Below are 22740 nucleotides of genomic sequence, written 5' to 3' on the forward strand. Positions count from 1 at the left end.
CTGCCACTCCGTCAGGGCTGAACCTGGGGCAGATCGCCGCTGGCCAGACGCACTTCCCATTCCGCGTCGAGCATGTCCTTGACCAGTTCCAGATGCTCAAGTCGATGCTCGGTGATGGAGCCCAGCGCGTCGATCAGTTCCAGAATCGTGCCCTTGCCCAGCTTGTAGGCGTCCTGTGCCATCTGGTGCAGCGGTGCAATCTGGGCCAGTCCTTCTTTTTCGTAGTCACGCACTGCGGAACGGCGCAACTGCAATTGCTGCAGAGAGCGCTGCAGCTCAGACTGCGCAGCCAGCACTGCGGCATCACGGCGAAGCTCGGCCTGATCAGCTTCTACTTTGGCACGGTCAATACCGCCCTGGCGGCGATCGAACAAAGGAATCTCGACGTTCACGCCCACCTGATTGAAGCTGCCATCAACACCATTGCGAATGCGCGCAACACCAAACGTGGGGGTAGGCAAGGCTTCACGCTGCTCCAGCTTGATTTTCTGTCGTGCACGCTCCAGCTCTGCCTGCGCAGCACGCAGCACGGGCAAACGAGTTTGCGCCGTTTCCCACAGCGGCCCATAAGCAGGCGCATGGCGCAGATCAGAAGCCTGTAGGCTGCCGTCCACCGTCACCTGCCACTGGGGCAATGCAGCAATACTGGCCACACGGGATGCGGCATCCTTGAGGGCAGCTTGCGCCTTGCGAACCTGCATGGACATCTGGGCCTGCTGCAAGTTCAGACGTGCACCGTCATAGCGGCTGCGTGTGCCTGCTTCGATCTGACCTTTGACGATGTATCCAGCCTTGTTCAGCTCATCCTGCGCACCCTGCCAGACCTTGTAGCGCTGCTGTGCCACCAGCAGCTCGTTGAAGGCGTGGGCTGCATCGCTCATGGTGACTGCCACGGCAACATCGACATTGGCGGCCGCTGCTTTTTCACCCAGCTTGGCGTTTTCCATGCGCATGCCGCGCTGACCAAAGATGGGGATAGGCTGATCGACACCCCACTCTTTCTCTCCGCGCTTGCTGGTGTAGTGCACTGCAGGATTGGGAAAGGCCGACGCGGACTTGCTATCGGCTTTTGCCAGTGCCGTCTGCATGCGGTCGGCAGCTAAAGTGGGCTGGTTTTGCACCACCAGACGCAGGTATTCCTGCAGGGTTACCGGGCCAGCGGGGGCCACGGCCACAGAGCTTGTTACGGCCTCGGCTCCAGACGCCAGATCTGCCGCATTCACTGCGCCGCAGCACAGGGCTGCAGCGACTGCCAGAAAGTGCCATTTATTCATCTTGCGCGCTCTCATCCAACTCTTCGCGGGTCAACATCGTCTTGGGTCCCAGCAAGGCATACAGCACCGGCAACAGCACCAGGGCCACCAGCGGCAGCACAACCATGCCACCCACAATGACTGAGGCAAACGGACGCTGTGTTTCACTGCCCACGCCCGTGGACAAGGCCATGGGCAGCAAGCCCAGCAGCGCCAGCAAAGCCACCAGAATGATGGAGCGCATGCGCTCTGCCGTGCCTTCAATCAGGGCTTGCATGATGGGCATACCCTGACGGCGCAGTTCCTCGACGGCAGAGATCACCAGCAAGCCAGCCAGCGCCACCTGCCCCAGCAGGGCAATAAAGCCAATCGCAGCGCTGATGGAAAGCTCGATATGCGCCAGATGCAGCGCTGCAATACCGCCCACCATGGCAAACGGCGCGCACAGCAAGATGATGCCGGCACTGCGGGCCTGGCCCAGCGCGCCAAACAGCAGCGCATAGACGATGACCAGCGACAGCGGCACCACCACCTTCAGGCGTGCAGCGGCACGCTGCTGGTTTTCCCACTCGCCACCCCATACGGCCTGATAGCCTTCTGGCAGCTTCACGTTCTGCTTGAAGGTGGCCAGCGTGTCTTTGACGACAGAGCCGATGTCACGCCCTTCCACGTTGAACTTCAGCGCCATATAGCGTGCATTGCCTTCACGAAAGATGGAGGAGTTACCCACCTTCATGCTGACCGTGCCCACCGAGTGCAGAGGCACCGATCCACCGTCTGGCAAAGGAATGGCGATATTGCGGATGCGCTCCTCGTCCATACGGTCCACATAAGGCAGTCGCACACGCACGGGAACGGGGTATTCGCCTTCCCACAGCGTCGTGGCAACGTTACCGGCCAGGGCTACCTCCAGCGTCTGCTGTGCGGTCTCCATGGCAATGCCCTGGCGCGCCAGCGCCTGGCGGTCAAACTCCACATGCACCTGAGGTGCGGGGGCATCACGGTACAGGTCCAGATCGACCACACCGCTGATGTCTTTCACCAGCCCCTTGGTCTGCTGAAGAATGCTGCGCAGCGTGGGAATATCAGGCCCGAACAGCTTGAGAACCACCTGACCACGCGCACCGGAGGTGGACTCTTCCACACTGTCACGAATCGGCTGTGCGAAGTTGAATGCCACGCCGGGAATCTCGCCCAGCGTTGCGCGCATTTCTTCGATCAAGGCGGGCTTGTCCAGCCCCTTGCGCCACTCACCATGAGACTTCAGACGCACCAGCACCTTGGCCAGGTTCAGCGTTTCGTTATCAGTGCCGGATTCGGGTCGTCCCTGCTCAGTAGTAACAGTGATGACCTCAGGAAACACCTTCAGACGCAGGCGCACTTCGCGCAGCACTTCCTGGCCTTTTTCAAGCGAGATGGATGCAGGCATCTGCACCAGCACATAGGCATCGCCTTCGTCGAGTTCAGGCAGAAACTCCGTGCCCAGCCACTTGGCAGAAACACCAGCAACAACCAGCACCCCCACAAAAACCACCAGCACCATGATGCGGCGCTTGGCGGAGCCCAGCACTCCGCTGATCCAGTGCTGATAGCCGTGATCTGCACGCTCAAAAATCTTGGGCTCTTCGACCATGACATGCTTGGGCTTGAGGAACAAGGCACACAGCGCAGGAACCAGCCCCATGGCAAAGATCAGCGCGCCCAGCAAGGCGAAGCTATAGGTCATGGCCAGCGGCCGGAAAATGCGGCCCTCAATGCTCTGCAGCGAGAACACAGGAATCAGTGCGGCAATCACGATGGCCATGGCAAACAGCGTGGGCTTGGCCACGGCAACAGCCGAATCCACAATGATGTGACGCATATCGCTGGCCGTCTGCGGCCTTCGCTGGCGCGCATTGCGAATGATGTTTTCCGCCAGCACCACAGCGCCATCAACCATGATGCCGAAGTCAATGGCACCCATGGAAATCAGGTTGGCAGGCATGCCCAGCCAGTGCAGACCAATAAAGGCCACCAGCAGCGACAGCGGAATGACTGTGGCCACGATCAAGGAACCACGCAGGCTGCGCAAGAACAGCCACAGCACGGCCACGATCAGCGTGGCACCAAACAGCAAGTTGTGCTGAACGGTTTTGAGGGTATGGCCCACCAGATCCGAGCGGTCATAGTTGGTAACCATGCGCATGCCTTCAGGCAGGCCACCGCTGTTGAGTTCTTCAACCTTGGCATGGATGTCATCAAGCACCACAGACGGGTTGGCACCACGCTTGAGCAGCACAATGCCTTGCACCACATCGTTCTGGTCATCCATGCCCACCGAGCCCTGGCGCGGTGTGTGTGACTGCGACACGCGGGCCACATCACCAATCATGACAGGAGCCTTGCCACGCATGGCCACCACCACGTCCTGAATTTCCTGCGGTGTGCGCAGCAAGCCAATGCCGCGAATGATGAAAGACTGCTCCCCACGGCGCATCAGGCCACCGCCCACATTACGGTTGGACTTGGACAGCGCATCGCTCACGTCATCAAGTGACAGCCCGAGGCTGTAGAGCTTTTCAGGATCCACCTCGATGTGAAATTCCTTGACGAAACCACCGATGCTCACCACATCGGCAACGCCTTGCACCTGTTTGAGAACGCGCACTACGCGCCATTCCTGCTCTGTACGCAGCTGGGCCAGCGTGTGCCTGTCACTTTGCAGACGGTAGTAGAAAATCTTGCCCAGCGGCGTGTAGTCAGGCGCCATCTCGGGCGTTACGCCATTAGGCAGATTGGCCTGAGGAAGGCGCTGTGAAACCTCGGCCCGCGCCGTAAAGCTCTTTGCATCGTCATTGAAGACAAGGTTGATCATGGACAGCCCGAAGTAGCTCTCCGAGCGCAGCGATATCAGCCCCGGCGTGCCGTTGAGTTCGCGCTCCAGCGGCTGGGTGATCTGACGCTCAACCTCCTCAGGAGCCAGACCCGGAGCCTGGGTAATCACGCCGACCTGCACATTGGTCACATCGGGATAGGCCTCGATCGCCGTCTGCAGATAGGAATACACGCCATACAAGGCGATGGCCAGAGTGGCGCAGACCGCCACAAGGCGTCTGTGCACGACAAATGCGATGAATGAACGCAGCATGTTTGAAATTCCCGCTGCGACTACAGCAACTGGCTGGCCGCGCCATCCAGCAGCAGACCACCACGCACCACAATCTTTTCGCCCACCTTGAGGCCATCAATCACTGGCACCATGCCGCGCGTTGGGCGGCCCAGCGTCACCGTTCTGGCTTCAAACTGCTGATTCTCATGCTGGACATAGACCACGCTGCGGCTTTCATCCTTGATCAGCACGGCAGTCACAGGTATCAATATTTGCTGCTGGCTGGACAACTGCACGCCGACCTTGGCCTGCATGCCAGGCCGCAGTTCAGGGTTCTGCTCACTCAGCTCCACCACCACAGAGGCGCGGCGCGATTCCTTGTCCAGAGTTGCCCCCAAGTAACGCACCTTGCCCGTGAGCGGCTTTGACAGCTGCGGCACATTGACCTGAACAGAGCTGCCCAGACGGATACCCGGCAGATCAGATTCAAAGACCTCAGCCACCACATTCATGGCCTGTGGATCGCCGATCATGAACAAGGCCGACGATGGTTCCACCGAATCCCCCACCACAGCCTTGCGCTCAGCCACGATGCCCGCGCGCGGTGCGCGCAGCTCAATGCGGTCACCTCCGCCCGAGCCCAGCAAGGCGGCCGTGCCCTGTGCACGGGAAAGCTCCTGCGATGTTTCGCGCAGCTTTGCCTGTGCGGCGCGCAGATCAACCTCAACGCCAACGCCCTTGTCCACCATGTTCTGCTGACGCTGCGCCTCCACGACGGCCACGTCATGGGCCGTCTTGGCGGCCGCCACTTCATAACGGGTGCGCAGAGCATCGGGGCTGACCAGGGTTGCAAGCACATCGCCAGCCTTGACCATATCGCCCACGTGCGCAGTCACGGATTGAACGCGTGCAGCAACCGGCACGGTGACCGATGCCACACGGTCCTCGACAAAAGCGACATGTGCAGGAGCCCAGGCTACTTGCAGACCCTGAGGATCTGCCACCGGAGCAATCTCCAGCATCTTCACCGACTCTGGCTTGACCTGAATAAAGCCCTTGGGCAGCTTCGCAGCCTGCTTCTGGGGTTCAGAAGTGGCATTGGAAGCATCACACGCAGACAGCAAAACTGCAGCCCCCACCGCCAGCGCCATGGCCGACAACCTGGCGGTATTCCACAGCGGCTGGCTTTGTGCTCCCTGCCGCACGATCAGGCTCTTGTTCATTCTTCACCCTCTTGTTCCGTAACCCGAAGAAGGGGAGCAAGACGACGGCAGCCCCACCTCCAGTGATGGGCACATGCTAGGAATGAGCCAGGCCAGTGTGGGTGACGCCGGCATTACGGTTTGGTAAGGGCAGCCCAAGAACCCGCTTGCGCGAATCAACGCCAGATTTGCGCTGTCTCTCGCATCAAAAACCCAAGAGACTGCACACTTTTTAAGCAGTTAAAGATTTTCGGCAATTTTTGCTCAAAAAACAGGCAAATCTTGCGTATCGTTTCATACATGAGTACAAAAAGTATCTCCATTTCAGAGATCTACAGCGGCTCCTGGAGATCACAAGATTTCGCATGAAATTCAATTCATTCCATTTCATATCATGTGAAGTTAGCTATTAAAAAAATAGCAATCAAAGAATCCACAGTGTGGACAAATTTCGTCAAAAAGTACAAAGCAAGCAAAAAAGGCAGACTTTTTGCCTGGCATGACAGCTAGCAAGCGGCATCAGGAAAACTCATGCTTGAGAAGCCCTTCACAGAGACAAAGCCATCTCTGTGGATAAATTCAAGGATTCAGAGCAGCACAAGAGGTACTCTATAAGGAATAACGTTACCCACAGCGCTTGAAAACTCATCACCTCAAGCCTTTTCTTCAAAATTCACTGATCTAGAAAATTCTTTTTATTCATATTTATTTAACAAACATATCAACAGGCATTGATACAAACTTATCTCCAACATACACACAGCATGAATCACAGCTACTTCTGTGGATAAGTTTCTTGAAAACTACGATTTCAGTCATCCACAATTACAATGAACAACACCCATACAAGAGGTGGAAAAGTTCTCATGAATGCATACACAAACTGATGCTGTAGAACATACGATTTCCATAATTTGTAGCCTGTATTGCGTAAGAAATATCATCTTATTTAATACATATCTCTGTATGAATATTTATAAAACGCCAAAGCACAGCGTCTTTGCGTCTCGAAAAACGCTGAAATGCATGAAAAAAAGTGGGCTGAAGAGGCCTTGAATTCCTTTGATTCCGTGGTCGGGGCCATGTCTGGATTTCGCAGCCGTGATGGACAGCGAAAAATGGCGGCCCAGGTCGCAAAAACGCTGAGCGAAGCCCAGCTCGGAAAATGCGATGAAGACGATCCAGATCCGCGCAAGGCCATCGCCGTAATCCAGGCCGGAACCGGGGTTGGAAAATCGCTGGCCTATAGCATCCCGGCCATCCGCATGGCGCTGTCGCGTGGCACCCGCGTGCTGATTTCCACCGCCACCGTGGCTTTGCAGGAACAGCTGGTAAACAAGGATTTGCCTGCCCTGGCCCAGAAGCTGGACCAGCCGTTCAAGTTCGCGCTGGCCAAGGGGCGTGGCCGATTTGTCTGCAAACTCAAGCTGGAACGCCTGGCAAGCACTGGTGAAGTGCAGGATGAGGCGGAAGATGACCTGTTTGGCGAAGAGCAGGCACAGGCTCGTGCCAGCCGTCCTCAGCATGAGCTGCAGGCGCGCATGCAGTTCTACAAATCCATGGCTGATGCCCTGGCAACCGAAGCCTGGAATGGAGATCGAGACTCACTGGAAACGCCGCCGGAAGCCGAGGCCTGGAGCCCTGTGGCAGCCGAGTCGTCTTCCTGCACAGGCAAGCATTGCCCCGCCTTCAGCAACTGTGTCTATTACGAGCGCCGCAAGGACCTGGTAGCCGCGCAAGTCATTGTTGCCAATCATGATTTGCTGCTTTCCTCGCTGGGCTCCAAGCTGCTGCCAGAGCTGGATAACTGCCTGCTGGTGCTTGATGAGGCTCACCATCTGCCCTCCACCGCACTGGATCAGTTCGCGGGCGAGATGGACCTGAGCCGTCTGACCTGGATCGACAAACTGGCCAGCCGCGCCCTGCGCGTGAATCAGGTCACAGAAGTCGAAGAGCTGGCCGATGTGCCCAAACATGCCAGCCAGCTGCGCCAGCAGATGCAGGAGCTGGCCAGACTGGTCATGGAGCACTATGGAGAGGCCCTTAAATCGCAAAAAGACAGCTATGGGCCTGCCAGGGTGCGGGCAGCCCGTGGCGAGCTGCCAGAGGCGCTTTTAGAGCCTCTGAGCCAGGTTGCACACCATGCCGATGGCTTTCTGGATGCACTGCGCGCAGTCTCCAAAGCTTTGCGCGCTGAAATCAAGGACAAGCCAGAGGAAGCCGGTCGTCTTTCCACCATCTATGCGCAGGTGGGCGCACTGGCACCGCGTCTCGAAGCCATCTTCAACACCACCCAGCTGCTGCTGCAAAGCAGTCATGAGGATGGCGAGACCCGCACCATCCCCCATGCCAAATGGTTCACGCTGGAGATGGACGGAGATTTCATCGTCGTCAAAGCCCACGCCAGCCCCATACAGCCAGGCTCCACGCTGCGCCAGCACCTTTGGTCGCAGGTGCGCGGTGCCGTGCTGACATCGGCCACGCTGACCAGTTGTGGGCATTTCGACTTCTTTCTGCGTGAGTCCGGTCTGGCAGGTGATGCCAGCGTCACCACGCTGGAAGTGCCAAGCCCCTTTGACTATGCCCGCCAGGGCACGCTGGTCGCCCGGGAAACGGCCGCAGACCCGCGTGAAGCGGCACGCTTTACCGAAGAGATGGTCGAGGCACTGCTCAACGATCTGAGCCGTATTCAGGCCGGTGCGCTAGTGCTTTTCACCTCACGCGAGCAAATGCGCCAGGCGGTGGATGCTTTGTCCACCAGCATGCGCAATCAGGTACTGGTGCAGACCGCCCTGCCCCGCCAGACTTTGCTGGCACGCCACCGCGAAGCCGTGGAAATGGGTGAGCCTTCCATCATCTTTGGCATGCAGTCTTTTGGCGAAGGCCTGGATCTGCCTGGTGCCTTGTGCGAGTCGCTGTTCATCACCAAACTGCCTTTTGCCCCACCCGATGACCCTGTGGGTGAAGCCCGTGCGGAATGGCTGCGCAGCAGTGGCCGCAATCCCTTCAACGAACTGGTTGTGCCTGCAACCGCCATTCGCCTGGCTCAGTGGGTGGGCCGTGCTATTCGCACCGAAGAAGATCAGGCCCATGTCTACTGCTACGACAAGCGGCTGACTGGCACCAGCTATGGCCAGCAACTGATCAAGGGACTGCCCCCCTTCACATTGCAGCGCAGAGCCGTCTGAAAGGGCTCCTGAGGGCTCTCAACGGGTCTGCCTGCCCTACCCTGCAACCCGTTCTTCCACGCGATTTCTGATCGCTTCCAGGCCTTGTGATGACCCTTGCGGGTTGCACAAGACTTTTGTAATTTTTCTAACAACTGCGCCACTCATCAACGCGGCCACAGGTCACTGGCAAACAGGTCTGTGATCTCTGTTTTGCCATCAGCGCTCAACGCTCATCTGCTGTGGATGGAACTTCAGCGGAAACCAGCAGAGACATCGCAAGCTTCCGTGCAGCCTGAACACGGCCTCACTGCAGCCAACTCACAGCAGGCCATTCCATCTCTGGATACCTTTCGCTTTTCCAGGTGCTATTGCATCCCCAACAGAAAAAGCTATTAAAAACAATCGCTTGTGATCGTTGAATTTTTTTGAACGAACGCATAAAGACCGTCATCAAACGGCACGCATGCGATGGCTGTCACGATTACCCCCAGCTGTTCATAACATTCTGTTGATAACTAATGCTCTGAGCGCCCTGGGAATCCTTCTTATCTCCAAGTCGATCTGTCGAGGGAGCGCATCTTACGCCAAATTTTCAGAGTGGCGCGCTTCAATTTCGATAAAGCCTTTTTTTGCCACACATCCCTTGTCTACAGAGGGATTGAAGGCCTGCGAAGCGTTCGAACAGCGCCCTGTTTTGCTGTGCTGAACGAACTTGCCTTTAGTTGTTCTTTAGTAGTTTTATAAAAATATAGTCGTAGTAGTAAGACTCGCACATTTCTGTGGATAACTAGAAAAATCAAAGACAAATCAATCAGTTCCCTCAAGAAAAAGCATGGAGACAAGTAGCTGTTGCTGCTGTCCTTCAAAGATGAACAACTTCGCTCATTCTTCAATTTCTGTGGAAAACGATGAAATTCATACATGGTTATCCACAATTTCACTATCTCTAAAAAAATCTATGAAATATCCTTTAGTTCCAATGTTTTAAAGAGGTTGTAGCTATTATTTTTATAGTGAATAAGTGAAGGAACGACCTTCTCATCACATGCTCTGAGGTGCATGTGGCTTTTCAAAGAGTGTTCGACATGAATTTGTCGGACATTTTTTTTGTTCAATGCATCCGTGTATGCTGTGCAAACTTTCACTGAAGTTGTTATTCCTACTCTTACTTTTTTAAATAGTAATAGTAGTAAGTACCCTGCTTAATTGTTGATAAGTTATAAAAATCAATAAAAATCAACAACTTAAATTGAATGAAAAGCTGTGCTCTAGGACGGGTTCCTGCTGTCCTCGTTTTGGGCACAACTTCTTCGGTGGACATAGAGCTGTGGAAAACATCAATTTTTCATGGTTTTTATCACCATGTTTATCCACAGTATGTTTTGAGCTGTCCGGGCATGAAAAAAGCCACACGAGGTGGCTTGCTGGTTTGCGGCGGAAACGTTTGCTTCAGAAGTGGCGTGCGTAACGAATCTGCAGGAAGTTTTCTCCAGGATTGGGGCTCTTGATGCCTGCGTTCGAGTGGTGTTCCAGTCTCAGGCTGACCTCGTTTTTGCGTTGTTCGCCAAACAGGTAACCGATGCCGAGATGACTGGCAAAGTTGTATCGGGTAGAGAAGTCTTTGTGGTCTGTCAGGTAGAGATGGTTGACGGCATAGCTCACACCGATACCCGCTTCTATGAACCAGGGTGACTGACCTTGATCGGCTCGCCAGCGTAATGTGGGCTTGGCGCCGACGACCCAGGTTGAGCGGTTGCTGCCCTGATAGTCGCCACGCAACTGGCCGCCCCAGATATCCCAGTAGCCTGTGACCAGACCGGAGCCCAAGGGGTAGTTCCAGTGGTTCCAGGGAATGTGGACACCCAGAGCCCAGCTATCTGCACTGTGATCAGCCAGACCATACTGAAGATAGACGGCATTGTTTTGCACAGGCTGTGCAAAGCTGTTGGAGCAAAGCAGGGCGCCGAGCAGCGCTGCGCCGCAATAGCGTGAGATTTTTGATGAATTCATACCCAAGTTCCTTCATTTGCGGGTATCGCCGCAATGACCTCGGAGCCGTTGAGGCATGACTGATACCGGAAATTCTGTGGATATAAGAGTAGATTCCTGTGTGTAAATTGACTGTCGGCGAAGTTGTGAGCCTGAGGTCAGTCAAGTCGCATGGGCATGAAAAAAGCCCTCTGACTTTCATCAGAGGGCTTTTGTTTCAGGTCTGTTCTTGCCGGATTACTGGGCTTTGGCAGGCGCTGCAGCAGGGCGTTCCTGGCCAGGCTGACCTGGGTGGCGCTGGTGTGGGCCATGGTTCTTTCCGGGGCCTTGGTGCATACGCAGTGTGGCGCTGTCAAAGGTCTTTTTCTGGTCAGCATTGAGCTGAGCGTAGAAGGCCTTGGTCGCTTCTGCACGGCGGTCCATTTCCGCGTTGTGCTTGGCGCGCATTTCACGCATTTTGTCGATGCGCTCAGGAGTGGTCAGCTTGGCAAAGGCATCGCGGTCACCACGGGCGGGGCGCTCGCCGGGCTTCATGGCTTCGGTGTAGCTGGTCCATGCACCTTCCTGGGCTGCGGTCAGCTTCAGGTCGGTCTTGAGTTTTTCCATGCGCTGCTTCATATGCTCCATGCGGTCGCCACGTTTGTCACCGCGCTGGTGCTTGTGGTGTTCCGGGGCTTTCTGGGTGGCGGCTGCGGACTCTGCGGGAGCGGCAGTCTGTGCGAAGCTGGGCAGGCTCAGGGAAGCGAGCAGGGCAGTGGCAACAGCGGCACCGGTCAGAGTTTGGCGAAAGCGGGTCATGTCTATTTCCTTTTCAGATGAAGTGGAAGAGGTTGCCGCTAGATCCTTCGCTTGAAAGGCATTCGGCAGCGGATGACTGAAGTGTGAGGGCCTCATGTTTCTGTGACGTGAGGTTTTGCAGCCGCTATGTAAAGTATTGACAAGTTTGCATGGAGTTAGGGTCTGTTGAGATTTAGGCGAGGATCGCGTTGCAGCGACAGGAGGCTGGATGCTAGGCGCATGGCCGAAGCAATGCTCATGCCTTGCGAGGGCATGCAACAACGCAGACGGCCTCCTGTCGCTGCAACCCGAAGGGAAGGACTCTGGCCGCCCGCCACTCGTCGTTGCGCTTCTTGTGCGGGTGGGCACCCGCACGGCGTCACGCGCCTAGATTGGCAGGCGGCCAGAATCCTTCGCGACCTTGCTCAATTCTCAACAGACCCTAGCTGCGCAACAATGCATGCATGGCTGCTTTTTGCAGCCACTTTTTTCCGTGTGATTCCAATGCTGGGATCCGCAGGACGACTGAAGATTTAGCAAAGGTTTTTGATGTTCAAGAACATGATTGTTTATCGCATTGCCGAGGGCTGGCAGGGCGATCTGCAGGTGCTGGAAGATGCGCTGCAAAAGACGGTGTTTGCCGAGTGCGGCGCTACGCAGGAGCGCTCCGTTGGCTGGGTTCCGCCGCGTGGCGAGCAGCACGGTCCTCTGGCTGAGTCTGTGGCCGGACAGTGGGTGATGCGCTTCATGAGCGAGTCCAAGATGCTGCCTGCCAGCGTGCTCAATCGCAAGGTCAACGAGAAGGCTGAGCACATCGAAAAAACCGAGGGTCGCAAGCCTGGCAAGAAAGAGAAGAAAGAACTCAAGGACGAGGCCAAGCTGGACTTGCTGCCCATGGCGTTTACCAAGCAGGGCAGCATGTGGGTCTGGATTGATCCGCAGGCGCGCACTTTGGTGCTGGACACCAGTGCGCAAGGCCGTGCCGATGAGATCGTGACCTTGCTGGTCGAGGGCCTGCCTGGCTTTGCGCTGGCGCTGGTGGATACGCAGACCAGCCCGCAGGCTGCCATGGCGCACTGGCTGATGACGCAGGAGCCACCTGCAGGCTTTTCGATTGACCGCGAGTGCGAACTCAAGGCTGCGGATGAATCCAAAGCCGTGGTGCGCTATGCACGCCACCCGCTCGATATTGACGAGGTGCGCCAGCACATTGAGCACGGCAAGCTGCCGACCAAGCTGGCCATGACCTGGGACGATCGCGTGAGCTTTGTGCTGACCGAGGGACTGCAGATCAAGAAAATTGCGCTGCTGGATGCCGTGATGGACGGACAGTCGCAGGATGACGGCGGCTTTGACACCGATGTGACCATTGCCACCGGTGAGCTGTCACGCCTGATTCCCGACCTGATCGAGGCGCTGGGTGGGGAAGGGCGCACAGGGCTGGGTGATGGTTTGCCAGCATCTTTGCAGGCTGTTCCCGCAGCGCAGACACTGCCTGTGCGACTGGCGCAGGGGCGCAGCCAGGGCACGGTGACCGGGCCTGCAACAGCGCCTGCGGATACGGCCCCCGAAGAAGCGCCGTTTTGACGCTATTGATTCAGTAGCTTTCTGCGCTTGATGAATGGCTGATTCAGATTGTTTTGTATCTGAAACAGTGATTTATCAGGCGCAAACAGCTATCAAAAACAAAGGCCTGCCAGATCACTCTGGCAGGCCTTTGTCATGGAAGTTTGATGCGATTTACACGCGTTCAAAAATCGCGGCGATGCCCTGGCCACCGCCGATGCACATGGTCACCAGTGCGTAGCGGCCGCCGGTGCGCTGCAGCTCATACAGCGCCTTGGTGGTGATGATGGCGCCGGTGGCACCCACGGGGTGGCCCAGCGAGATGCCGGAGCCGTTGGGGTTGACCTTGGCGGGGTCCAGGCCCAGCTCCTGAATCACGGCGCAGGCTTGTGCGGCGAAGGCTTCGTTAGCCTCGATCACATCCATCTGCTCGATCTTCAGACCGGTGCGCGCCAGCACCTTCTGCGTAGCAGGCACGGGGCCAATGCCCATGTATGCGGGCTCGACACCGGCGTGGGCGTAGCCAACCAGGCGGGCGATGGGCTTGGCGCCGGAGGACTTTACGGCTTCGCCGCTCATCATCAGCACGGCACCTGCGCCGTCGTTGATGCCGGAGGCATTGCCAGCGGTCACAGTGCCGCCTTCCTTCTTGAAGGCGGGCTTCATGCCAGCCAGCGTTTCCAGCGTGGTGGATGCGCGCACATGCTCGTCGGTGTCGAACAGCACAGTGCCCTTGCGGGTGGCAATTTCGACGGGAACGATCTGGTCTTTGAAGCGGCCGGCTTCAATGGCGGCCACGGCGCGCTGCTGGCTGAGGACGGCCAGTTCATCCTGCATGGTGCGGCTGATTTTGTAGCGCTCGGCCACGTTTTCAGCCGTGATGCCCATGTGCATTTTTTGCCAGGGGTCGTGCAGGATGCCCAGCATGTAGTCGATGCTCTTGGCATCGCCCATGCGTGCGCCCCAGCGCGAAGCCTGGTCGAAATAGGGGCCACGGCTCATGGATTCAGAACCGGCGCCAATGGCCACTTCGCAGTCGCCCAGTGCAATGGCTTGAGCAGCTGAGACGATGGCCTGCAGGCCAGAGCCACACAGGCGGTTGACGTTGAAAGCAGGCGTCTCGATGGGGCAGCCCGCATCCACAGCGGCTACGCGAGAGAGGTAAGCATCCTTGGTATCGGTAGGAATCACATTGCCCATGACCACATGGCCGACCAGATCGGCAGCGATGCCAGCACGCTCAATGGCGGCCTTGACCACGGTGGTGGCCAGCTGGGTGTTGGGAACGTCCTTGAGGCTGCCGCCAAAAGTACCGATGGCCGTGCGCGCTGCGCTGACGACGAAGATGTCTCGTGTGCTCATGTGTGTCTCTCCTCCATTGCGGTTGCAATGGCTTGTGTGCGAATCTGGATTTATAGCGGAATGGGCGCTTTCGGCACACCCATTCCTTGGCTAATTCTGCAATATTTGCTGCGTTGCAGCATGTCTCTTGCATGACCAGAGCACAGAGAGGTCATTTGGCAGGTTTCACGTGGAACCTGAATCGTCAGGATTGGGCTTTGTTTTTGCGTCTGGCGGATGGCGCAATCAGCTCGTGATGAACTGGCGCGAGCTCGGTATCCGCACTGGCAAGATCATCAAGAATGGGGCAGTCGGGCCTGTCATCGCCATGGCAGCAGTGCACCAGAGTCTGCAATGTGCGCTGCATGGACTGCATGGCCGCAATGCGCTCGGCCAGGGCCGTGATGTGTTTTTGGGCGATGGCTTTGACCTGGCTGCTGGCTCTATCCTGGTTTTGCCACAGGCTCAGCAGGGTGCTGATTTCTTCCATCGAGAAGCCCAGATCCCGCCCACGGCGGATGAAGCGCAGCGCGTGCACGTCGGCCTGGGTGTACTGGCGGTAGCCGCTGTCGGTGCGGTGCACAGGGGCCAGCAGGCCCAGAGATTCGTAGTGACGCACCATGCGTGCAGACACCCCGGCACGGCGTGCGGCCTCTCCGATGACGACAGGCCAGTTTTGCGCGGTTTTTGGGGCGGATGAGGGTGCGGGCATGGGTTGTCTTTAATAAAAGCGCCAGCAGCCGTTTTCGGGCCTCCGTCGGCCTTCCATAGCTGCTGGCGAATGCTCAAGGGGTTGCGCTGGTCAGGCGACCTTGTAGCCTTCTTCGGCAATTGCAGCGGCCACGGCAGCGCGGTCGGCTGCGGTTTCGACTTCCACGCGCTTGGCGGCGCGGTCGATCTTGACCTGGGCGTTGGCATCCACGCTCTGGATGGCATTGGTGACGGCGCGTTCGCAGTGACCGCAGGTCATGCCCTGAACTTCAAAAACTTGTTGCATTGCTTCACTCCTTGAAAGCGAAGACGCCCGGCTGACGTCTTCATGCTTGCTATGGTCAACCCTAACATCATGGCAAGGTCAAGCGTCTGGCAAGCCAAGGATTGAAGCAGGGTTGATATCGGGCAATGGGCTTTTGCGGAGTTTCGCCATATTGATCGAGCCCAAGAGGCGGCTGTCCGTGATTACAGAACTGCCTAGCTTGGCCGATAAAGTGAAACAAATTGTCAAATTTGATGTAAAAAACGCGAGCTGAACAAGTCGAGAGGGGATTTCATGAGTCTGCTGGGAATGATGCGGCGCTTCACCATTCGCACGCGAATGCTGGGCGCGATTGCGGTGGTGATCGTGCTGCTGGGGGTGTTGGGAGGCGCAGGCATGCTGGGCATGTTCCGCATTCAACAGATGAGTCAGGATTTTCTGGGCGATGCCTATGCCAAGTCTGGCTATATGGCGCAGCTGCGCATGGAGCTGGGCGGCATTCGCATCAGCGAGCGGGAAATGGTGATCCAGTACGAACGCCCCGAAGAAGTGCGCAAGGCACATGACCAGTGGGTGGGCTTTATCGACAAGTCGCAGGCAACGCTGTCGCGTTTTGTGAGCGGCCGCAATGCGCAGGACGACGCCTTGATTCAGGGCATTGCCACGCGCATAGACAACTATCGCAAGGCTTTTGAGCCAGTAGCGCGCCAGCTGGAGGCAGGGGGCTATGACTCGGCCACGACGGCCAACCGCATGAGCACCAAGGCGCTGGCCGAAGTGGCCGAGGCAGATAAGCTGCTGGCGCAGCTGGATGCCTTGCTCAAGCATCAGTCGGATGTGCTGGCCACTGCTGAGCGCAGCGTGGCGGCCCAGACCCGCTGGCTGTTCATTGCCGCGCTGCTGCTGGCATTGCTTGTGGTGGTGCCGCTGACGCTGCTGAATATGCAGTCCATCTGCCGTCCGCTGGAGCGTGCGCGCCAGATGGCGTTGACGATTGCGGGCGGTGATCTGTCCACCCGGCAGGCCGTGACGGGCCATGATGAGCTGTCTGAGCTGCAGCGAGCGCTGATGCAGATGCAGGAGTCGCTGAGCAGCATGGTGATGCAGGTACGAGATGCCAGCGGCAATATCGCCACGGCCAGCCAGGAGATCGCTACGGGCAATCAGGATCTGTCTGCGCGCACGGAACAGACAGCCAGCAATTTGCAGGAGACTGTGGCTTCGCTGGCGCAGCTGACGGCCAATGTGCAGCAAACCGCATCGTCTTCGCAGATGGCCAATCAGCTGGCGGCGTCGGCTTCAAGCACTGCAGTGCAGGGCGGGCAGATTGTGGGTCAGGCCGTGAACAGCATGCAGGAGATTTCGGCCTCCAGCCGCAAGATCGGCGACATCATCGGGCTGATTGATTCGATTGCTTTTCAGACCAATATCCTGGCGCTCAATGCCGCCGTAGAAGCGGCGCGCGCCGGTGAGCAGGGTCGAGGTTTTGCCGTGGTGGCGGGCGAGGTGCGCAGCCTGGCTCAGCGCTCTGCACAGGCTGCCAACGAGATCAAATCCCTCATCAGCACCAGCGTGCAGACGGTGGATGTGGGGGCAAAGCAGGTCAACGGTGCGGGCAAGGCCATGCAGGATACGGTGGACAGCGCCAAGCGCGTGGGCGACATCATTGGCGAGATTACGGCCGCATCGGCAGAGCAGTCCATGGGCATTGGTCAGGTCAATCAGGCGGTGGGTGATATCGATCGCATGACGCAGCAAAACGCGGCGCTGGTGGAGGAGTCGGCGGCTGCTGCCGAATCGCTGCGCGAGCAGGCTGCGCGCTTGGCCCAGCTGGTCAGCCAGTTCAAGCTGGGCGAGGGCGCTCAAAGCATGGGCCGTGTGGCACGGGCCAGACCGCAGGCCGCTTATCCGGCCATGGCGCCGGGTGCGGCGGCATCAGCCAGCCATGCTTTGCCGGGGAAGAAGGCGCAAGAGGCCCGTGAGGCTCAGTTGCTGGAGCATGTCTGACGAGTCAGCAGGCACCCCATGAACAAAGCCCGGCTGCAGTGATGCACCGGGCTTTTTGCTTCTCTATTGATAGCTGTTAGCGCTTTATTGATATAGGCTTCAGGCTATTTTTCGTATATCAAGCGGTGGGGTAGTCTATGTAGCCTTCTGCCCCCCCGCCATAAAAGCGGCTGCTGTTCCATTCGTTGAGGGGCAGGTCGTCATGCAGGCGGTGCACCAGATCGGGGTTGGAGATGTAGGCTTTGCCGAAGGCGACGACGTCAGCGTAGCCGCTTTCCACCGCGCGCATGGCCAGGGTACGGTCGTAGCCGTTGTTGACCATCCAGGCACCCTTGCCACCGGCGGCGCGGTAGGCATCCTTGAGCGCGTGGTAGTTGAAGGGGCGATCGGGCAGTTCACGCGGGCCGCCGGTAGAGCCTTCGATCACATGGATATAGGCCAGACCCAGTGGCGCCAACTGGCGCACCAGATACTCAAACAGCGCTTGCGGATCGGCATCCACAATGTCGTTTGCCGGGGTCACGGGCGAGAGACGAATGCCCACCTTGCCGCCTCCGATGGAGTCCGCCACCGCACGCACCGATTCCAGCACCAGTCTGGCGCGGTTTTCGATGCTGCCGCCGTAGTCGTCTTTGCGCTGATTGGCCCCGGTCTTGAGGAACTGGTCGAGCAGATAACCGTTGGCTGCGTGCAGCTCTACGCCATCAAAGCCAGCGGTCTGCACGGCTTCGCGGGCCGCAACGGAGAAGCTGTGAACAATGCCGGGCAGCTCGTCCTGATGCAGTGCTCGTGGCTCGGATGTGGGCACGAAATGGCCTTCACCAGTCTGGTGATTGAGCACATAGGTCTTGGACTTGGCGGCAATGGCCGAGGGCGCAACGGGTGGCTGATTGCCGGGCTGCAGCGAGGTGTGCGAGATACGGCCCACATGCCAGAGCTGGGTAACGATGCGCCCGCCTTTGGCATGCACGGCATCGGTCACTTTCTTCCAGGCCTGCAGCTGGTCCTCGCCATACAGACCGGGGACATCGGCATAGCCCTGAGCCTGGGCACTGATGGCGGTTCCTTCGCTGATCAGCAGGCCGGCGGTGGCACGCTGTGCGTAGTAGGTTTCCATCAAGGAAGTAGGCACCGCACCGGGCGCGCGGTTGCGCGTCAGAGGTGCCATGGCAATGCGGTTGCGCAGGTGCAGCTTGCCTGCATCGATGGGATCGAACAATGAGGTCATGCAAAACTCCGAAGACGAAAAAAGCCCGGCAAACGCCGAGCTTTCAGTGTGAATGCAAGTGAAAAATCTTACTTCAGCAAGCCTTCTGCCTTCATGGCAGCCTGCACGGCAGGGCGGGCCAGAATGCGCTCGCGGTAGGCTTGAATGTGGTTGAGGGCAGAGATATCCAGACCCACAAACTGCGCCCAGCCAGTGACGGTGAACAGGTAGGCATCGGCCACGGTGAACTGGTCGCCCATCAGATAGGACTTGTTGGCCAGTTGCTCATTCACCCAGGTCAGGCGCTTTTGCAGATTGGCTTTGACGGCCGGTTTGAAGTCTTCAGGCGTGGCTGGGTTGAACAGCGGGCCGAAGCTTTTGTGCAGCTCGGTGCCAATGAAATTCAGCCATTCCTGCAGGTGGTAACGGGCCATGGTGCCATTGGCGGGCGCGAGATTTTTCTCAGGGGCCTGATCGGCCAGGTACTGAATGATGGCCGGGCCTTCGTGCAGCGTGTCGCCGTCGTCCAGCACCAGAAAAGGCACATAACCCAGCGGATTGATGCTGTAGTAGTCTGTTCCGTCCTGCAGTTTGTGGCTCTTGGTGCTGGCCATGATGGCCTCATGTTTGAGACCGGCTTCGTGCAGCACGATATGGGGAGACAGGGAGCAAGCGCCGGGGCTGTAGTAAAGCTTCATGGTGATGGGCTTCCTAGTGCATTGAAAAGACAAGTGGACATGCTAAACCGGTTACATGTAATTCGCATGCATGCTTAACAGTAGTCCAGACTGGGTAATAGCTGGCGAAACAGGTGCAATGCCTCATCGCCCTGAAATTCGGTGATGTGCTCAAGGCTCAGGTCTTGCTCCAGTTCGGCATATGCGATGGCCCAGTCCTTGAACTGGCGCTCCCCATCCACAGGGCCGTGAAACTGCAGGTTCACATCGGCATGGCGCTGGTCCTGATAAATGCTTGCCAGCACGCTGGAAATGGCAGACTCCGGACCTTCCAGGTACTGGCAGAAGCACTGGCCATCAAAGATCAAAATGCCGGTGAGCTGCAGCTGGGTGTTTTTCTCGCGGGCAGCTTTGACGATGTCTGCCACCGTGCTGATGGGCTGCGTAGGAGCCAGGGTGCTGCAGTAGAGAAAAGCGCTCAATGTATTGCTGGAAGACATCAAAACCTCTTTTGAAATGAAACAGATGCTCGGTGCCATGAGTTCCTCATGGTTGAAAAGCGTCAGGCACCTGGATGTGCTGTACGGACCAAGCGGCCATTGATGCATTGCAGCATAGTTGACCAGCGAGGGTTCAGGTATTCGGGATGGTCGCTAGCGAATTCGTAGCTCATCGTTTCACGTGAAACATGGCTCTCAACCCCTGACAAGGCAGTGTTGGCCCAATGGTGGGAAAATTGCGGGTTCCCCGCAGGGCTGGGTATTCAATGGAAGGATGCTGGTCTGCCGTGAGAGCCGAAGCAAGGGCGCTTCGTGCAGGGACCAAGGGCCGGGCATGGCCCGGAGCAAGAACATGTTGTACCCACAGGAATTTGATGTGATCGTGGTCGGCGGTGGCCACGCTGGCACCGAGGCTGCGCTGGCTGCTGCGCGCATGGGCAGCAAAACATTGCTGCTGTCCCACAATATCGAGACCCTGGGGCAGATGAGCTGCAACCCCAGTATCGGCGGTATCGGCAAAGGCCATCTGGTCAAGGAAGTGGACGCACTGGGCGGCGCCATGGCTCTGGCAACAGACAAGGGCGGTATTCAGTTTCGCATTCTGAACAGCTCCAAAGGCCCTGCCGTGCGCGCCACACGAGCCCAAGCCGACCGTATTCTGTACAAGGCCGCCATCCGCGAGATGCTGGAAAACCAGCCTAACCTGTGGCTGTTCCAGCAGGCGGTGGATGACCTGATGGTGGAGGGTGACCGCGTGGTGGGCGCCGTCACCCAAGTTGGCCTCAAGTTTCGCAGCCGTGCGGTGGTGCTGACAGCTGGCACCTTCCTGGATGGCAAGATTCACGTGGGCCTGAATAACTATGCGGCGGGCCGTGCGGGCGACCCTCCCGCAGTCAGCCTGTCGGCTCGACTGAAAGAACTCAAGCTGCCACAAGGCCGCCTGAAGACCGGTACACCTCCGCGCATTGATGGCCGCAGCATCGACTTCAGCCAGTGCGAAGAGCAACCCGGCGACGGCATGCCCGGTGGCGTGAACGAGGGTGAAGTGCCTGTGTTCAGCTTCATGGGCAATCGCGCCATGCATCCCAAGCAAATGCCTTGCTGGATTACGCATACCAATGCGCGCACGCACGAGATCATCCGCAGCGGCTTTGACCGCAGCCCCATGTTCACCGGCAAGATCGAGGGCGTTGGCCCACGTTACTGCCCCAGCGTGGAAGACAAGATCAACCGCTTTGCCGACAAGGAAAGCCACCAGATCTTTCTGGAGCCCGAAGGCCTGACGACGAACGAGTTCTATCCCAACGGTATCTCCACCAGCTTGCCATTCGATATTCAGTACGAACTGGTGCGCAGTATGAAGGGCATGGAGAACGCGCACATTCTGCGTCCCGGCTATGCCATCGAGTACGACTACTTCGATCCACGCTCGCTCAAGAGCAGCTTCGAGACCAAGCAGATTCAAGGCCTGTTCTTTGCTGGCCAGATCAATGGCACGACCGGTTACGAAGAGGCCGCTGCTCAAGGTCTGTTTGCTGGCCTGAACGCTGCACTGCAATGCCGTGGCGAGGGCCCATGGACACCCAGACGTGACGAAGCCTATCTGGGCGTGCTGGTGGATGACCTGATCACCAAGGGTGTGACCGAGCCCTATCGCATGTTCACCAGCCGCGCTGAATTCCGCCTGCAATTGCGTGAAGACAACGCCGATATGCGCCTGACGGAAGAAGGCCGCCGCATGGGTCTGGTGGATGATGCCCGCTGGGATTCCTTCAGCCGCAAGCGCGACGCTGTTTCACGTGAAACAGAGCGCCTGAAAGCTACCTGGGTGAACCCTCGAGTGGTTTCTGCCGAGGAATCTGAACGCGTGCTGGGCAAGGCCATGGAGCGCGAATACAACCTGTTCGACCTGCTGCGCCGCCCCGGTGTGGATTACGACAAGCTCATGAGCCTGAACGAAGGTAAGTACGCGGCTGCGGATGTGCAGCCCGAGGTGCTGGGTGAATTGAGCGAGCCGGTGCTTGAGCAAGTCGAGATCGCAGCCAAGTACTCTGGCTACATTGATCGTCAAAAGGATGAGGTGGAGCGTGCTTCGCATTTTGAGAAGCTGCGCATGCCTCTGGACTTCGATTACATGCAGGTGGCTGCACTGTCGTTTGAAGTGCGCCAGAAACTGCAAAAGCATCGCCCCGAAACGCTGGGACAGGCATCGCGTATTTCCGGTGTCACACCAGCGGCTATTTCTTTGCTGATGGTTCACCTGAAAAAAGGTGGCTTCAAGGGCTTCGCGGTCAACGAAGAGGCTGCAGCATGAGCCAGGCATTGCGTACCCAGCTCGAACAGGGCATTCAGTCGCTGAAGCTGGATCTGGCGCCCGCTCAGGTCGATCTGCTGATGTCCTTTCTGGATTTGCTGCAGAAGTGGAACAAGGTCTACAACCTGACCTCGGTGCGTGATCCGCAGGAGATGCTGACCCATCACCTGCTGGATAGCCTGGCTGCCGTGCCTGCTTTGCTGCGCCATGTGAACACCTTGCCCATGGAAGAGGGCAAGCGACTGCCTTTGCTGGATGTGGGTTCTGGCGGTGGTCTGCCCGGCGTGGTGTTTGCCATCTGCTGCCCGCAGATTGATGTGAACTGCGTGGATACCGTGGGCAAGAAGGCCGCGTTCATTCAGCAGGTGGCGGCATCATTGCGACTGCCTAATCTGCATGGTATTCACGACCGGGTGGAAAACCTCAAGACCCAGTACCCCGTCATCAGCTGCCGCGCTTTCGCTTCGCTGGTGGATTTCACTACCTGGTCGCGCAAGGCATTGGCTGAAAATGGCATCTGGTTTGCCATGAAGGCCAAGCACCCTGACGATGAAATCGCAGCCTTGCCTGCGGATGTGAAGGTGTTTCACGTGGAACCATTGCAGGTTCCGGGCCTTGATGTTGAGCGTTGCGTTATATGGCTGAAGGTCGCTGCCTGAGCTCGTTAGCGTAG

16 protein-coding genes are annotated in these 22740 nt (G+C 57.7%); 5 read left to right on the plus strand and 11 right to left on the minus strand.

The genetic code is table 11. The features are described 5' to 3' along the window. Window positions 1-11: 11 nt before the first annotated feature. From JDW18_RS00325 to JDW18_RS00335, 3 genes are read right to left on the minus strand one after another with little or no spacing between them, the layout of a single operon-like run. Window positions 12-1289 (minus strand): TolC family protein, encoded by a 1278-nt coding sequence (locus JDW18_RS00325; RefSeq protein WP_218241802.1) that lies wholly within the window; start codon window positions 1287-1289, stop codon window positions 12-14. Further along, a complete protein-coding gene (locus tag JDW18_RS00330) occupies window positions 1267-4380 on the minus strand; it encodes an efflux RND transporter permease subunit (protein WP_218241803.1) in 3114 nt (1037 codons plus the stop codon). Before JDW18_RS00330 ends, JDW18_RS00325 begins: the two co-directional genes overlap by 23 nt. Window positions 4381-4400: 20 nt before the next feature. Then, the gene (locus tag JDW18_RS00335; RefSeq protein WP_218241804.1) at window positions 4401-5564 is read right to left on the minus strand and encodes an efflux RND transporter periplasmic adaptor subunit; all 1164 of its coding nucleotides are present in this window, start codon (window positions 5562-5564) and stop codon (window positions 4401-4403) included. A gap of 1001 nt (window positions 5565-6565) precedes the next feature. On the opposite strand from JDW18_RS00335, the gene dinG reads away from it, so the two are divergent. Continuing rightward, window positions 6566-8731 carry an ATP-dependent DNA helicase DinG gene (gene dinG, locus JDW18_RS00340; RefSeq protein ID WP_218241805.1) on the plus strand — a complete coding sequence of 722 codons (2166 nt, stop codon included), beginning with the start codon at window positions 6566-6568 and terminating at the stop codon, window positions 8729-8731. Window positions 8732-10162: 1431 nt separating this feature from the next. Here the strand turns inward: dinG and JDW18_RS00345 are convergent. Continuing rightward, window positions 10163-10723: an acyloxyacyl hydrolase gene (locus tag JDW18_RS00345; RefSeq protein WP_218241806.1), complete on the minus strand. Its 561-nt coding sequence runs from the start codon at window positions 10721-10723 to the stop codon at window positions 10163-10165. A 216-nt stretch (window positions 10724-10939) separates the two neighbouring features. Then, entirely contained in the window at window positions 10940-11500 is a 561-nt protein-coding gene (locus tag JDW18_RS00350) for a Spy/CpxP family protein refolding chaperone (RefSeq protein WP_218241807.1), read from the minus strand. Between the two features lie 528 nt (window positions 11501-12028). Here JDW18_RS00350 and JDW18_RS00355 point away from each other — a divergent pair. After that, the gene (locus JDW18_RS00355; RefSeq protein ID WP_218241808.1) at window positions 12029-13066 is read left to right on the plus strand and encodes a recombination-associated protein RdgC; all 1038 of its coding nucleotides are present in this window, start codon (window positions 12029-12031) and stop codon (window positions 13064-13066) included. A 153-nt stretch (window positions 13067-13219) separates the two neighbouring features. Here the strand turns inward: JDW18_RS00355 and JDW18_RS00360 are convergent, their stop codons facing one another. The 3 genes from JDW18_RS00360 to JDW18_RS00370 all read right to left on the minus strand — a co-directional run bounded on the left by JDW18_RS00360 (window position 13220) and on the right by JDW18_RS00370 (window position 15383). Further along, window positions 13220-14407: an acetyl-CoA C-acyltransferase family protein gene (locus JDW18_RS00360; protein WP_218241809.1), complete on the minus strand. Its 1188-nt coding sequence runs from the start codon at window positions 14405-14407 to the stop codon at window positions 13220-13222. Window positions 14408-14591: 184 nt separating this feature from the next. After that, a complete protein-coding gene (gene cueR / locus JDW18_RS00365; protein WP_218241810.1) occupies window positions 14592-15098 on the minus strand; it encodes a Cu(I)-responsive transcriptional regulator in 507 nt (168 codons plus the stop codon). A 90-nt stretch (window positions 15099-15188) separates the two neighbouring features. Then, window positions 15189-15383: a heavy-metal-associated domain-containing protein gene (locus JDW18_RS00370; RefSeq protein WP_218241811.1), complete on the minus strand. Its 195-nt coding sequence runs from the start codon at window positions 15381-15383 to the stop codon at window positions 15189-15191. A 273-nt stretch (window positions 15384-15656) separates the two neighbouring features. Here JDW18_RS00370 and JDW18_RS00375 point away from each other — a divergent pair, with 273 nt between their 5' ends. Continuing rightward, window positions 15657-17369 (plus strand): methyl-accepting chemotaxis protein, encoded by a 1713-nt coding sequence (locus tag JDW18_RS00375; RefSeq protein ID WP_218241812.1) that lies wholly within the window; start codon window positions 15657-15659, stop codon window positions 17367-17369. A 118-nt stretch (window positions 17370-17487) separates the two neighbouring features. On the opposite strand, the gene JDW18_RS00380 is transcribed toward JDW18_RS00375, so the two are convergent. The 3 genes from JDW18_RS00380 to JDW18_RS00390 all read right to left on the minus strand — a co-directional run bounded on the left by JDW18_RS00380 (window position 17488) and on the right by JDW18_RS00390 (window position 19753). Then, window positions 17488-18597: an alkene reductase gene (locus tag JDW18_RS00380; protein ID WP_218241813.1), complete on the minus strand. Its 1110-nt coding sequence runs from the start codon at window positions 18595-18597 to the stop codon at window positions 17488-17490. Window positions 18598-18665: 68 nt separating this feature from the next. Next, window positions 18666-19274, minus strand: coding sequence for a glutathione transferase GstA (gstA, locus tag JDW18_RS00385; RefSeq protein WP_218241814.1), 609 nt, complete (start codon window positions 19272-19274; stop codon window positions 18666-18668). A 74-nt stretch (window positions 19275-19348) separates the two neighbouring features. Continuing rightward, window positions 19349-19753, minus strand: coding sequence for a BLUF domain-containing protein (locus JDW18_RS00390; protein ID WP_218241815.1), 405 nt, complete (start codon window positions 19751-19753; stop codon window positions 19349-19351). Between the two features lie 352 nt (window positions 19754-20105). Between JDW18_RS00390 and mnmG the strand changes: the two genes are divergently transcribed. Together mnmG and rsmG are read left to right on the plus strand one after the other, a co-directional pair. After that, window positions 20106-22067, plus strand: coding sequence for a tRNA uridine-5-carboxymethylaminomethyl(34) synthesis enzyme MnmG (gene mnmG / locus JDW18_RS00395; protein WP_218241816.1), 1962 nt, complete (start codon window positions 20106-20108; stop codon window positions 22065-22067). Continuing rightward, entirely contained in the window at window positions 22064-22726 is a 663-nt protein-coding gene (rsmG, locus tag JDW18_RS00400) for a 16S rRNA (guanine(527)-N(7))-methyltransferase RsmG (RefSeq protein ID WP_218241817.1), read from the plus strand. Before mnmG ends, rsmG begins: the two co-directional genes overlap by 4 nt. Window positions 22727-22740 lie beyond the last annotated feature (14 nt).

Origin of the sequence: Comamonas fluminis, assembly GCF_019186805.1 — a bacterium.
Lineage (GTDB): Bacteria > Pseudomonadota > Gammaproteobacteria > Burkholderiales > Burkholderiaceae_C > Comamonas > Comamonas fluminis.

What these genes read in the sequence shown, in the direction of transcription:
- JDW18_RS00325 (WP_218241802.1), bottom strand. Translation starts at nt 1,289, where the DNA reads ATGAGAGCGCGCAAGATGAATAAATGGCACTTTCTGGCAGTCGCTGCA.
- JDW18_RS00330 (WP_218241803.1), bottom strand. Translation starts at nt 4,380, where the DNA reads ATGCTGCGTTCATTCATCGCATTTGTCGTGCACAGACGCCTTGTGGCG.
- JDW18_RS00335 (WP_218241804.1), bottom strand. Translation starts at nt 5,564, where the DNA reads ATGAACAAGAGCCTGATCGTGCGGCAGGGAGCACAAAGCCAGCCGCTG.
- dinG (WP_218241805.1), top strand. Translation starts at nt 6,566, where the DNA reads ATGCATGAAAAAAAGTGGGCTGAAGAGGCCTTGAATTCCTTTGATTCC.
- JDW18_RS00345 (WP_218241806.1), bottom strand. Translation starts at nt 10,723, where the DNA reads ATGAATTCATCAAAAATCTCACGCTATTGCGGCGCAGCGCTGCTCGGC.
- JDW18_RS00350 (WP_218241807.1), bottom strand. Translation starts at nt 11,500, where the DNA reads ATGACCCGCTTTCGCCAAACTCTGACCGGTGCCGCTGTTGCCACTGCC.
- JDW18_RS00355 (WP_218241808.1), top strand. Translation starts at nt 12,029, where the DNA reads ATGTTCAAGAACATGATTGTTTATCGCATTGCCGAGGGCTGGCAGGGC.
- JDW18_RS00360 (WP_218241809.1), bottom strand. Translation starts at nt 14,407, where the DNA reads ATGAGCACACGAGACATCTTCGTCGTCAGCGCAGCGCGCACGGCCATC.
- cueR (WP_218241810.1), bottom strand. Translation starts at nt 15,098, where the DNA reads ATGCCCGCACCCTCATCCGCCCCAAAAACCGCGCAAAACTGGCCTGTC.
- JDW18_RS00370 (WP_218241811.1), bottom strand. Translation starts at nt 15,383, where the DNA reads ATGCAACAAGTTTTTGAAGTTCAGGGCATGACCTGCGGTCACTGCGAA.
- JDW18_RS00375 (WP_218241812.1), top strand. Translation starts at nt 15,657, where the DNA reads ATGAGTCTGCTGGGAATGATGCGGCGCTTCACCATTCGCACGCGAATG.
- JDW18_RS00380 (WP_218241813.1), bottom strand. Translation starts at nt 18,597, where the DNA reads ATGACCTCATTGTTCGATCCCATCGATGCAGGCAAGCTGCACCTGCGC.
- gstA (WP_218241814.1), bottom strand. Translation starts at nt 19,274, where the DNA reads ATGAAGCTTTACTACAGCCCCGGCGCTTGCTCCCTGTCTCCCCATATC.
- JDW18_RS00390 (WP_218241815.1), bottom strand. Translation starts at nt 19,753, where the DNA reads ATGTCTTCCAGCAATACATTGAGCGCTTTTCTCTACTGCAGCACCCTG.
- mnmG (WP_218241816.1), top strand. Translation starts at nt 20,106, where the DNA reads ATGTTGTACCCACAGGAATTTGATGTGATCGTGGTCGGCGGTGGCCAC.
- rsmG (WP_218241817.1), top strand. Translation starts at nt 22,064, where the DNA reads ATGAGCCAGGCATTGCGTACCCAGCTCGAACAGGGCATTCAGTCGCTG.